The 13,093-nt window shown below is 23.8% G+C and carries 9 protein-coding genes, 1 tRNA gene and 1 pseudogene; 7 read left to right on the forward strand and 4 right to left on the reverse strand.

Annotated elements, in window-relative coordinates:
• The first annotated feature begins 65 nt into the window (after positions 1-65).
• Complete coding sequence (mnmG, locus tag APCICUMA2628_RS00005) at positions 66-1,958, forward strand: tRNA uridine-5-carboxymethylaminomethyl(34) synthesis enzyme MnmG (protein ID WP_154026939.1); 1,893 nt, start codon at positions 66-68, stop codon at positions 1,956-1,958.
• Positions 1,959-2,074: 116 nt separating this feature from the next.
• On the opposite strand, the gene gyrB is transcribed toward mnmG, so the two are convergent.
• From gyrB to dnaA, 3 genes and pseudogenes are all read right to left on the reverse strand, one after another.
• Positions 2,075-4,486, reverse strand: coding sequence for a DNA topoisomerase (ATP-hydrolyzing) subunit B (gene gyrB / locus APCICUMA2628_RS00010; protein ID WP_154026943.1), 2,412 nt, complete (start codon positions 4,484-4,486; stop codon positions 2,075-2,077).
• A 75-nt stretch (positions 4,487-4,561) separates the two neighbouring features.
• Positions 4,562-5,668, reverse strand: a complete 1,107-nt coding sequence (dnaN, locus tag APCICUMA2628_RS00015) for a DNA polymerase III subunit beta (RefSeq protein ID WP_154026946.1) — start codon at positions 5,666-5,668, stop codon at positions 4,562-4,564.
• Positions 5,669-5,671: 3 nt separating this feature from the next.
• Positions 5,672-6,709 (reverse strand): annotated as a pseudogene (gene dnaA / locus APCICUMA2628_RS00020) (chromosomal replication initiator protein DnaA); the annotation flags it as partial.
• 433 nt (positions 6,710-7,142) lie between these two features.
• On the opposite strand from dnaA, the gene rpmH reads away from it, so the two are divergent.
• From rpmH to mnmE, 4 genes are all read left to right on the forward strand, one after another.
• Positions 7,143-7,277 (forward strand): 50S ribosomal protein L34, encoded by a 135-nt coding sequence (gene rpmH / locus APCICUMA2628_RS00025; protein ID WP_154026949.1) that lies wholly within the window; start codon positions 7,143-7,145, stop codon positions 7,275-7,277.
• A gap of 9 nt (positions 7,278-7,286) precedes the next feature.
• Entirely contained in the window at positions 7,287-7,664 is a 378-nt protein-coding gene (rnpA, locus tag APCICUMA2628_RS00030) for a ribonuclease P protein component (RefSeq protein WP_154026953.1), read from the forward strand.
• 72 nt (positions 7,665-7,736) lie between these two features.
• A complete protein-coding gene (gene yidC, locus APCICUMA2628_RS00035; protein WP_154026956.1) occupies positions 7,737-9,212 on the forward strand; it encodes a membrane protein insertase YidC in 1,476 nt (491 codons plus the stop codon).
• 73 nt (positions 9,213-9,285) lie between these two features.
• Entirely contained in the window at positions 9,286-10,641 is a 1,356-nt protein-coding gene (gene mnmE, locus APCICUMA2628_RS00040) for a tRNA uridine-5-carboxymethylaminomethyl(34) synthesis GTPase MnmE (protein WP_154026959.1), read from the forward strand.
• A gap of 34 nt (positions 10,642-10,675) precedes the next feature.
• On the opposite strand, the gene APCICUMA2628_RS00045 is transcribed toward mnmE, so the two are convergent.
• A tRNA-Phe gene (locus APCICUMA2628_RS00045) sits at positions 10,676-10,748 on the reverse strand.
• A 318-nt stretch (positions 10,749-11,066) separates the two neighbouring features.
• Between APCICUMA2628_RS00045 and APCICUMA2628_RS00050 the strand changes: the two genes are divergently transcribed.
• A complete protein-coding gene (locus tag APCICUMA2628_RS00050) occupies positions 11,067-11,360 on the forward strand; it encodes a co-chaperone GroES (protein WP_154026962.1) in 294 nt (97 codons plus the stop codon).
• Between the two features lie 49 nt (positions 11,361-11,409).
• Positions 11,410-13,062, forward strand: a complete 1,653-nt coding sequence (gene groL / locus APCICUMA2628_RS00055; RefSeq protein ID WP_154026965.1) for a chaperonin GroEL — start codon at positions 11,410-11,412, stop codon at positions 13,060-13,062.
• Positions 13,063-13,093 lie beyond the last annotated feature (31 nt).

Raw genomic sequence — 13,093 nt, forward strand, 5'->3', positions numbered from 1 at the left:
TATATATTTATATATTTATATATATGTAAATATATGTAAATATAATTATTTTTAGGAAAAAAAAAATGGTTTTTTATAAAAAATTTGATATCATTGTAATTGGTGGTGGACACGCTGGTACAGAAGCAGCGTCCGCTTCTTCAAGAATGGGTCAAAAAACTTTATTATTAACACAAAATATTAATACAATTGGAGAATTATCTTGTAACCCAGCTATTGGAGGAATAGGAAAAAGTCAATTAGTTAAAGAAATTGATGCTATGGATGGTTTAATGGCTCGTGTTACTGATTATGCTGGAATTCAATTTAGAAAATTAAATTCTAAAAAAGGATCTGCTGTACAGTCTACTCGCGCTCAAACCGATAGATCGTTATATAAAAAAAAGATGCAAGATTTTTTAATAAATCAAGAAAACTTACTAATTTTAGAAAAGGAAGTATCAGATTTAATTATTAAAAATAATCAAGTATATGGAGTTCTTACTGATGATGGTGATTCTTTTATTGGTACTGCAGTGATACTAACAACTGGTACTTTTTTAAATGGTCGCATGTATATTGGATCTAAAATATTATCTGGGGGCAGACGTGATGATGCTAATTCATCAATATTAGCTAAAAATTTAAAAAAATATCCTTTTAGATTTGGGCGACTGAAAACTGGTACACCTCCACGTTTACACGCTAAGACTATTAATTTTAATGAACTAGAAACTCAATGGGGAGATAATCCTATTCCATGGTTTTCTTTCATTAAAAATAGTTCAAAAAACCCAAAACAAGTACCTTGTTATATTACTTATACTAATGTTAATACTCATGAATTAATTAAAAATAATTTACATAATAGTCCATTATATAATGGAATTATTACAGGCATAGGACCTAGATATTGTCCTTCTATTGAAGATAAAATAGTTCGTTTTTCAAATAAACATCGTCATCAAATTTTTTTAGAACCAGAAGGTATTAATAGTGAAGTTATTTATCCTAATGGAATTTCTACTAGTTTATCTTCTAGGGTACAAAAAAAAATGGTACGTTCTATTAAAGGACTAGAAAGTGCAGAAATTATTTATCCAGGATATGCAGTAGAATATGATTTTTTTGATCCAAGAGATCTGAAAATGACATTAGAATCTAAAATTATTAAAAATCTATTTTTAGCCGGACAAATTAACGGTACGACTGGTTACGAAGAAGCAGGTGCGCAAGGTTTATTAGCAGGTATAAATGCTGCTCTATTGGTTCAGAACAAAATTTCTTGGTACCCAAAACGTAATCAAGCGTATATTGGGGTATTAATAGACGACTTGTGTAATAAAGGTACTTCTGAACCGTATCGAATGTTTACGGCTCGAGCAGAATATCGATTATTATTACGTGAAAATAATGCTGATGATCGTTTAACTGAAATTGGTTACAAGCTTGGAGTAGTTAGTTATAAACGATGGAGTATTTTTTCTAAAAAAAAAAATATAATTTCACAAGAACGTCGAAGATTAAAAAATATTATTATTACACCTAAATTATTTAATTGTTTTTTTAAAAATAAAAATTTAAATATTAATTTAAAACAAGATTGTACTGCTTTTGAGTTTTTACGTCGACCAAATATTACTTATACAATTTTAAAAAAATTCATAAATAATTTTATTTCTAATCAGACATTTATAAAAAATAAAGTAATTATTGAAGAAATTGAAACTCAAAGTAAATATTATGGTTATATTCAACGACAAAAAAGAGAAATAAAAAAAATTATACATTATGAATATATGAAGTTATCTTCTATTCAAGATTATAAATATGTTACCGGTTTATCTAATGAAGCAATAGACAAATTAAATATGTATCGACCTCATTCTATTGGTCAAGCTTCTCGCATCTCAGGTATAACTCCTGCAACGATATCTATTTTGCTTATTTTTTTAAAAAAATGTAATTTTAAAAATTAAGTATTTATTTTTATAAAATTCTTTTTAAAAATATTATTTTTGGCAGGTTTATTAAAATTATGTCCTGCCGAAATTAATAAATTTATAAATTTAATTATATAAGATATAAATAATTTTTATATATCAATATTTTTTGCGTATAAAGCATTTATTTTTATAAAACGACGCCTAGGTTCCACTGAGTCACCCATTAACGTACTAAACAATTGATTAGCTGCATGAGCATCATGCATAGTAATTTGTAACATTTTTCGGGTTTTAGGATTCATTGTCGTAGTCCATAATTGTTCAGGATTCATTTCTCCTAATCCCTTATATCTTTGTATATGAATCAATTTTTGAGTTTCTTTTATTAAGCTGTCAATAATGTCATCAATATTTTTAAATATAAATTTTTTATTATGAAACTTTATATACGCATGATTTTTAGTAATAAAATTAATTTTTTTTATAAATTTTAAAAATATCTTATATTTTGATATTGATAAAAAAATTTTTTTTAGAGAATATAAATAAAAATTTTTTTTATTACTAATGCTAAGAAGTGGTTCAAAATATATATTATTTTTTTTAATATGATAAGAATATATATGGTTTTTGTTAGATAAATTTTGATTTTGTAAAATTTTTATTAATTTTTGAATCCACTTTTCAACTATTTTTTTATTTTTTAGATTTTTTAAAGGAAAAATATATAACATAGCTTTATATATAAAAATAGGTATATGTGGATTATTAAGAAAATATTTTTTTTTAAGTTTCTGATATTCATTTATAATAATAGAAAATTTTCTTTTAATTTTTTTTTTGTCTGTTTGGTTTATATATTGTATATAGCTATTTTTTTGTATAATTTTATATTGATATTGATATAATGCTTTTGCATGCATGATATATTTTTCTTTTTTTCCTTGTTTTACTTTATACAAAGGAGGTTGTGCAATATATATGTGTCCTTTTTCTATAAGTTCTGGCATTTGTCGAAAAAAAAATGTTAATAATAATGTTCTAATATGTAATCCATCTACATCTGCATCAGTCATAATTATAATATGATGATATCGTAGTTTTTTAAAGTTATATTCTTCTTTTCCAAAACCACAACCTAAAGCAGTAATTAATGTAATTAATTCTGGAGAAGTTATTATTTTTTCAAATCGAGCTTTCTCTATATTTAATATTTTACCTTTTAACGGTAATACCGCTTGATTTCTTCTATTCCTACCTTGTTTGGCAGATCCTCCTGCTGAATCACCTTCTACTAAGTATATTTCAGAAAAAACAGGATCTTTTTCTTGACAATCTGATAATTTTCCAGGTAAATTAGCCACTTCTAATAACCCTTTTTTACGAGTTATTTCGCGAGCTTTTTTTGCCGCTTCTCTAGATCTTGCTGACTGTATAATTTTGTTTACAATAGTCTTAGCATCTTTTGGATTTTCTAATAAAAAATTCATTAAATGTTCGTTTAATAAGGTTTCAACAACTGATTTTACTTCTGATGATACTAATTTCTCTTTCGTTTGAGAAGAAAATTTTGGATTAAACATCTTAATTGAAATTAAGGCTGTTAATCCCTCTCTTGTATCTTCACCTGTAACAATAATTTTATTTTTTTTATTTGGTTTTTCTTTATCAGAAAAACAGTTTAATGTACGTGTTAAAGCGGCACGAAATCCAGATAAATGACTACCTCCATCTTGTTGCGGGACATTGTTAGTAAAACATAAGATTTTTTCTTGAAATGTTGTATTCCATTGCATTGCAATATTTACTTCAACAGATTTTTTTTTTTTTTGAAATATAAAAATTTTATTATGTATTGGTTTTTTATTTATATTTAAATATTTTATAAATGATTTAATCCCTCCTTTATGAAAATATTGAAATTTTTTTTTATTATTAAAATCTTTTAATTTAATTTTTACATTATTATTTAAATAAGATAATTCTTGTAATCTTTTTTGTAAAATATCACATTGAAAAGTATTATGGTTAGTAAAAATATTTTTGTTTGGCCAAAAACGAATTTTTGTTCCTTTTCTTTGTGTTTTTCCAGAATAAGATAATAGTTTCTGTGGATTTCCATTAAGATATTTTTGTTGATATTTTTTTTTATTACGGTAGATACATAAATCTAATCGTTCTGATAATGCATTTACTACTGAAATACCTACACCGTGTAATCCACCGGATACTTTATATGAATTTTCATCAAATTTACCGCCAGCATGTAGTACCGTCATAATAACTTCAGCAGCAGATATTCCTACTTCTGGATGAATGTCAATAGGTATTCCTCTTCCATTATCCCGTACAGATACAGAATTATCAGTGTGTATAATAACTTCAATTAAATCGCAATACCCTGCTAGAGCTTCATCAATTGCATTATCTACTACTTCAAATACCATATGATGTAATCCTGTACCGTCATCAGTATCACCGATATACATACCTGGTCGTTTTCTAACTGCGTCTAATCCTTTGAGTATTTTTATATTAGAAGAAGTGTATGAATTTGACATGTATTATCCTATTATATTAGTAGTATTTTTTATACAAAAATATATATATTAAAAATTAACTTATTTAAAATAAACTTATATTTTTAATGGCATAATTATAAATTTAATTTCTTTTTGTATATTTGATTGAATTTGAATACTTGAAATTGGTATATTAAAAACAATATTAATTGTATTATTTTTTAATACATTTAGAACATCAAGTAAATAAAAAACATTTATAGAAAATGAAATATTTTCATATTTATAATCAATACGAAAAGAATCACGTGATTCTTCGTCATCTTGATTACTTGATGTAATTGTTAGTAAATTTTTCGAAAAATTTAAATAAACACCTTTAAAGGTAGTGTTGCATAAAATTGATGTTTTTAATAATGATTCTTTTAATTGTTCTATTGATATTACTATACAGCGAGTATACGTATTTAGAATAATATCATGATAATTAGGAAAATGACCATTTATTAATTTAGTAATTAAAATTATATTATTAATTTGAAAAGATACATAATGATTATGAATAATAATTTCTATTAAATCAGTTGTATAATTTAATAATCTATATAGTTCTAAAATAGCTTTTTTATTAATAATTATAGAAAATTCGTGTATATGCAAATCTACATGAGTTTTATATAAAGACAATCTATGTCCATCCGTAGTTACTCCATATAAATAGTTTCCTTTGTATTCTAGTAACATGCCGTTTAAGGTATTTCGAATATCGTTATTGGCAATAGAAAAATGTGTTAATAAAATAATTTCTTTTAACATCAATTGAGACATAAAAAATTCTTTATTATTTTTAATAATTTTAAATTGAGGAAATTTTTTATATGAAATAGTATTTAATTTAAATATACTATTTAGTATTTTAATAGTTATTTTTTGATTAAATAATTGAAAATGTAATTCTACATTACTTTTTATATTACGACAAATATTAAATATTTTTTTTCCAGAAACTGTAATACAACCGGCTGTATAAAAAATATAATTTTTTTTATGTATATATGCATTTAATTCAAGTTCTAATGTAGAACTTGTTAATTTAAGCATATTTTTATTAATTTGTATCATTATATTTTCCAATACTGGAAAAATTGTATTTTTTGTGATAATTTTATTGATTTTTTTAAAAGAATTTAAAAAATCATTTTTTTTTATTTTGAATTCCATATTTTATGAATTTAGTTGATTAAATAAATATAAAAAATCGTAATAGAGTTTATTTTTTTTTTTTAATTGATTAATTTTTTTATATGCATACATGACAGTAGTACGGTGTTTTTTTCCAAAAGCTACACCTATATCAGAAAAGCTATAATTAGTTAATTTTTTTATTAAAGTCATAGCAATTTGTCTTGATCTTACAATAAATTTAGATCTTTTTTTTGAAATCATATCTGATATTTTAATCTTAAAATAAATAGAGACTTTTTTTTGAATTAACTTTATATCTATGTTTTTTTTTTTTTGTATTTTTCTTTTAAATTCCCGTTGAATAAGATGTATTTTTATTTTTTTTTTTAAGAATAATGATGTTAAATATATTTTTTTTAAAAAATTTTTTAATTCTCGTATATTAGAATATAAATTTTTTGCAATATATTGAGCAGATTTATATGGTAAATAAATTTTATGTTTATATGCTTTTTTTAAAAGAATATATGTTCTAGTAATTAATTCTGGAGATTTAATAGGTATAATTAATCCTTGCTTAAAATAAAATTGCAAATTTTTATTGATTCCATTAATATAATTTGGATAACGGTCTGAGCTTAATATAATTTTTTGATTTTTTTCAAATAATTTTTTAAATATATAAAACAATTCTTTTTGTAAATATTTCTTATAAGAAAATAGTTGAATGTCATCTATAAGTAGTACATTAATAGAACTATAATAATTTTTAAAATGTTCAATAGAATTATTCTGTATTGAATGTATCATATTTTCAATAAAATTTTTTGAATGTATGTATATTACTTTAATATTATAATTATCTATTAAAAATTTATTTCCTATGGCATGAAGTAAATGCGTTTTTCCTAAACCTGTATCGCTATATAAAAATAATGAATTATAAATATTTTTTATATTTTCAGTAAATTTGTAAGATAAAAAACGAGCCAATTGATTTGATTTACCTTCGATAAAATTATTAAATTGATATTTTGGATTAATGCCAGTATTTGATATTATTTTTATTTGTAATTTTTTTTTTTTCTTTTTTTGTGTATATTTTTATTAAAATGTTTATTTAGCATATATATTAAGATGAATCATAATTTATTTACATATAGTGCTTATATAATGATTGTTTATAATTTATCATTTATTTTAAATTTATTTTTTATAAAATATTACATTATTGTGTTATACAAGATATAATATAAAAAATAATTCAATATTTATATTGAATAAACTGTTTATATAAATAGTTAATTAGTTGGTTTTTAATAGTATTATTTGACATCAAATTATATTGATATTTTTTGAAAAAAAATAATTGTCATTATTATATTTTTTTATTTTAAAAAATAGTCAAATTAAGGATTTTAATTTATAAATATTATGTTATAAATATTTTTTATAAAAATAAAATTTTATTAATAAAATATTTATAAAAATATAATAAGGAAAAATTGTTATGAAACGTACTTTTCAACCATCTATTCTTAAACGTAATCGAACTCATGGTTTTCGTGCTCGCATGTCTTCTAAAAGTGGTAGAGCCATACTATCTCATCGACGTTTAAAGTCTCGTTCAGTTTTATGTGTATAGGGATACTACATGAAATTATGCAATACGCCTCGTTTTTTTTTTAAAAAAAAATTACGTTTATTGTCGAACGATCAATTTAAGTATGTTTATGAACGTAATTTTAGAATTCATGTAAAATCATTTATTATATTAAGATGTATAAATAATTTAAATTATCCAAGATTAGGTATGTCTATTGCTAAAAAAAATATTATACGATCACATGATCGTAATAGAATTAAACGTTTGATTCGAGAAAGTTTTCGTTTAATTCAACATAATTTATTATTAATGGATTTTATTATTATTGTAAAAAAAAATACACATTTATTGAAAAATAATAGTATTTTGTTTTTTTTACAAAATATATGGCGTTTTAATAGTAAAAAAAATTTTAAATATAAATAAATTATAATGTGATTATATATATTATAAATTCATATTATTTTATTTTTTAATTTTATTTAATGAGACAATTTTATGATATATTTTAAACGTATTTTTTTTATAGTATCTTGTGTTTTATTCTCTTTCTTGATATGGAATTTTTGGAATACACATTTTTCTATAAATCAAAGTAATTTACAGATAAATAATTATTTAAATAAAATAAATGATGTTAATAATGATAATCAAGATCAATTAGTTAATGTAGAATGTAATGTATTGCCGTTAAATATTAATTCTTTACTTCAAAAAATTGAACACCCTAACTCAGGAGGACATAATTCTAAAATAAATACATCATCTATTTTTAATTTTTTATCAAATAAAAAAAAAAATATTTATAGGAATATAATAAAATTTATTTATCGTCAAGTTGATTATATAAAAAGTATCAGAAACCCTATATATGTAATTCAATCAAGATTAAATAAATTACCGTTAAATCCTAAATTAGTTAGATTTTTTATAAAATTGAAATCAAAAGGTTATATTTTTTATAAAAAAATAGTTTCTTTAATACAAGTATTGTATAAACCTTGCATGAGTTTTATTGATCGGTATATTAGATATTATAGGATATATAATATACTTATGAATGAATTACGAGACATTCAAATGTTTTTTAAAAAAAAAAATTTTTTAGAACATCTTTTTATTAATCGAGATTATAAAAAAACTGTTTTTATTGATAAAAAGGAAAATTCTTTTATTTACCATATTAAAAATAATTATAATATTTTTGTAATGAAATTATTATCTCAAATTAATAATGTTAATTTTAATAATTTTTATAAAGTATTTTATACCATTCAAGTAAAACCTAAAATACAAAATAAAACATCTAAAGTTTCTAAAAATTTAGAATCTCACATAAAACACAAATGGTTATATATAATTACTTATCCTTTATTAAAATTATTAATTTTTTTTTATAGCATACTAAATAATTGGGGATTGACGATTATTATCGTTACTATTTTGTTAAAAATAATTACATATCCAATAACTAAATTGCAATATATATCTGTTTTAAAAATGAAATTATTACAATCAAAAATACGGGACATAAAAAATCAATTTAAAAATGATTCAGATATTATGAACAAAAAAATTTTATCATTATATCAATCTAAAAAAATTAATCCTTTTATGAGTCTTTTTTTTTCTATTTTACAAGCTCCTATATTTCTAGCTTTTTATTATGTGTTAGTAACTTCTGTTACACTACATCATGCACCTTTTTTATGGATTCATGATTTATCTAGTTATGATCCTTATTATTTTTTACCGATATGCATCGGTTTAAGTGTTTTCCTTACACAACTTCATGAATTAAATTTTAATAATATCTTTAAGCAAAAAAATTTTTTACGTATAATTCCAATTTTATTTACTGGTTTTTTTATTTGGTTACCTTCAGGATTAGCGTTGTATTATCTAACTAGTAATTTAGTAAATTATTTACAACAACGAATAATACGTCATAATTTCATTAAAAAAAATATTTGATTGAATCAAATATTCTAATATTTAATTAATTTTATTAAACAAAAAATTTATATATTTGGAATGAAAATAGAATATGATATTTCATGACACTATTGTAGCTCCAGCAACAGCTTTAGGTCAATCAGGTATCGGAATTATAAGAATTTCCGGTTTTTCTGTTTTAAAGATAATAAAAAAATTTTTAAAGCTTTCTATGAAGGAACGGTTTGCTCATTATACATCTTTCTTAGATATTCACGGTAATATTATTGATCACGGTATTGCTTTATTTTTTTTAGCTCCTCGATCATTTACAGGTGAAGATATATTAGAATTTCATGGCCATGGTAACCCTATTATATTAGACTTATTAATAAAAAATATATTATTAATTAAAAATGTTCGTATAGCTCGTCCCGGTGAATTTACAGAAAGAGCCTTTTTAAATAAAAAAATAGATTTAATTCAAGCAGAAGCTATTAGTGATATAATTAGTGCGCAGTCTGAAGTTGCAGTAAAATCTGCATTGCGTTCTTTATCAGGTATATTTTCAAAAAAAATATATGTCATTATTAATCTAATAAAAACTTTTTTTTCTAGAATAGAAGCAGTTATTAATTTTCCTGATGAAATAAATATTTCTTTTAAAATACAAGATAATTTATCAAAAATAATAAAATTACTTAAAGAGTTGATAGATATAGTAAAAAAAAATAATATATTGCAGAAAGGCATCAAAATAGTTATCGGAGGTCCACCGAATGTTGGTAAATCTAGTTTGTTTAATTGTTTATCTAACAAAAAAATTTCTATTGTTACTAACATTCCAGGTACTACTCGTGATGTCATGAATAATAATATTTATGTAAATGGAATATCTTGTGAATTATTAGATACTGCCGGGTTGCGTAAAAGTGATGATATTATCGAAAGAATAGGTATAAAATTAGCAAAACGAAATATTCGTTGTTGTGATCATATTTTCTTTGTTTTAGATGCTACGCATAATTATAAAAAAAATAATAAATTTATGTTAAAAAGCATAAATAATTTACAAAAAAATCAAAATATTACGTTTATTTTTAATAAAATAGATCTTATTAATCAAATACCTCATGCAGAAATGATATATAAAAAATTTCCAGTTTTTTATATATCAGTTAAAAATAAACAAGGAATTAATTTAATAACTGATAGAATTAAAAATTTATCTAAAGTTTTAAATAATGTTGAAAATGTTTTTTTAGCCCGACAGAGACATCTTATAGGATTAGAAGAATCATTAGATTATTTAATAACAGGTCAAATAGATTGGTTAGATAATCAAAATATTGAATTATTATCAGATAATATTCGCTTATCGCTTCAAAGTTTATTAGGTATCACTGGACATTTTAATAATGAAGATTTATTAAATAAAATTTTTTCTGAGTTTTGTATTGGTAAATAAAATATATAAATATTATTTTTATTTAACTAACATATGCCCGGAGGCGGAATTGAACCACCGACACGGGGATTTTCAGTCCCCTGCTCTACCAACTGAGCTATCCGGGCATTAAAGTGATTAAACATTAAAATATTTATCTTGTCAATGATTTTATTAAAAATTTTTTAAATTTATGTATAAAAAATAATTTTTTAAAATTAAATAGTATATATGTTTAATTATTTAATTTAATTTTTAATTTCATTCAAATTAATAATTTATTAAACAGATCAAAATATTAAAACAATTAAATAAAAAATTTAAATAAACCCCTTGAAATTCTTTATTTAGATCCATATATTCTTAAAATATAAGAGTACATTAAAAATACTAGTAGTCATTTTATTTGTATAAAATGTATTTTATTTATTAAAGAGGATTATAATATGAAACTTCGTCCATTACATGATAGAGTAATTGTTAAACGTAATGAAGCAGAATTGAAATCTGCTGGCGGTATTGTATTAACTGGCTCTGCAGCTGGAAAATCTACTCGAGGTGTAGTTTTATCAGTTGGAAAGGGTCGCGTTTTAGATAATGGCAATATTAAAAAACTAGATGTTAAAGTTGGTGATGTTGTAATTTTCAATGAAGGTTATGGCGCAAAGACTGAAACTATTGATAATGAAGAAGTTTTGATTTTAACTGAAAGTGATATTTTAGCGATTTTAGAAGAATAATTAGATTAATTATTAACACTAATAATTTTAAATTTTGAGGACATTTCAAATGGCAGCGAAAGATGTAAAATTTGGTAATGAAGCTCGAATTAAAATGCTTCGCGGAGTTAATGTTTTAGCTGATGCGGTTAAAGTAACGTTGGGTCCTAAAGGAAGAAATGTAGTATTAGATAAATCTTTTGGTCCACCAAGTATTACAAAAGATGGTGTTTCAGTTGCTCGAGAAATTGAATTAGAAGACAAATTTGAAAATATGGGCGCTCAAATGGTCAAAGAAGTTGCATCTAAAGCGAATGATGCAGCAGGTGATGGAACTACAACAGCAACTTTATTAGCTCAATCTATAGTGAATGAAGGTTTAAAAGCAGTTGCTGCTGGTATGAACCCTATGGATTTAAAACGTGGAATTGATAAAGCTGTAATTCATGCTGTTGATGAATTAAAAAAAATATCAGTTCCTTGTGCGGATTCTAAGGCGATTACACAAGTAGGTACCATTTCAGCAAACGCAGATGAAAAAGTAGGTAGTTTAATAGCTGAGGCTATGGAAAAAGTAGGAAATGATGGTGTTATTACGGTTGAAGAAGGTACTGGTTTACAGAATGAACTAGAAGTAGTAAAAGGTATGCAATTTGATAGAGGATATTTATCTCCTTATTTTATTAATAAGCCAGATACTGGATTAGTAGAATTAGATAATCCATATATATTAATGGCAGATAAAAAAATATCTAATATTCGAGAATTATTACCAATTTTAGAGTCAGTTGCTAAATCTAGTAAACCATTATTAATTATAGCAGAAGATTTAGAAGGTGAAGCATTAGCAACGTTAGTAGTAAATTCTATGAGAGGAATAGTTAAAGTATCAGCTGTCAAGGCGCCCGGATTTGGTGATCGTCGTAAAGCGATGTTACAAGATATTTCTATTCTTACAGGTGGTTCTGTTATATCTGAAGAATTAGCTATGGAATTAGAAAAAGCTTCTTTAGAAGATTTAGGACAAGCAAAACGTGTTGTTATTACTAAAGATGCAACTACTATTATTGGTGGTAACGGTAATAAGAGTAGTATTAAAGGTCGAATTAATCAAATTAGACAGGAAGTTAGTGAAGCAACTTCTGATTATGATAAAGAAAAATTAAATGAACGTTTAGCTAAATTGTCGGGTGGTGTAGCAGTATTAAAAGTAGGAGCTGCTACTGAAGTCGAAATGAAAGAGAAAAAAGCTCGTGTTGAAGATGCATTGCATGCAACTAGAGCAGCCGTAGAAGAAGGAGTAGTTCCGGGTGGAGGAGTTGCACTAGTTCGCGTAGCAGAAAAAATTTCCCGCATTAATGGTCAAAATGAAGATCAAAATGTTGGAATACGTGTAGCCTTACGTGCAATGGAAGCTCCTTTACGCCAAATTGTTGCAAATTCAGGTGAAGAACCATCGGTTGTAACTAATAATGTAAAAGATGGACACGGTAATTATGGTTATAACGCAGCTACTGATGAATATGGAGATATGATATCTTTTGGAATATTAGATCCAACAAAAGTTACGCGATCTGCATTACAATACGCAGCTTCTGTTGCTGGATTAATGATTACTACAGAATGTATGGTCACAGATCTTCCTAAAGATGAAAAATCTTCTTCTGATTTAAGTACTCCGCCAGGCGGTGGAATGGGTGGCGGTATGGGTGGCATGATGTAATTTTTATTTTTATGTTACTTAATTTAAGTAT

The organism is Buchnera aphidicola (Cinara cuneomaculata) (assembly GCF_900698865.1).
GTDB lineage: Bacteria > Pseudomonadota > Gammaproteobacteria > Enterobacterales > Enterobacteriaceae > Buchnera_F > Buchnera_F aphidicola_AA.

Coding starts and splice junctions, on each gene's coding strand:
- yidC (WP_154026956.1), top strand. CDS start 7,737: ATGATATATTTTAAACGTATTTTTTTTATAGTATCTTGTGTTTTATTC.
- groL (WP_154026965.1), top strand. CDS start 11,410: ATGGCAGCGAAAGATGTAAAATTTGGTAATGAAGCTCGAATTAAAATG.
- APCICUMA2628_RS00050 (WP_154026962.1), top strand. CDS start 11,067: ATGAAACTTCGTCCATTACATGATAGAGTAATTGTTAAACGTAATGAA.
- dnaN (WP_154026946.1), bottom strand. CDS start 5,668: ATGGAATTCAAAATAAAAAAAAATGATTTTTTAAATTCTTTTAAAAAA.
- mnmE (WP_154026959.1), top strand. CDS start 9,286: ATGATATTTCATGACACTATTGTAGCTCCAGCAACAGCTTTAGGTCAA.
- mnmG (WP_154026939.1), top strand. CDS start 66: ATGGTTTTTTATAAAAAATTTGATATCATTGTAATTGGTGGTGGACAC.
- gyrB (WP_154026943.1), bottom strand. CDS start 4,486: ATGTCAAATTCATACACTTCTTCTAATATAAAAATACTCAAAGGATTA.
- rpmH (WP_154026949.1), top strand. CDS start 7,143: ATGAAACGTACTTTTCAACCATCTATTCTTAAACGTAATCGAACTCAT.
- rnpA (WP_154026953.1), top strand. CDS start 7,287: ATGAAATTATGCAATACGCCTCGTTTTTTTTTTAAAAAAAAATTACGT.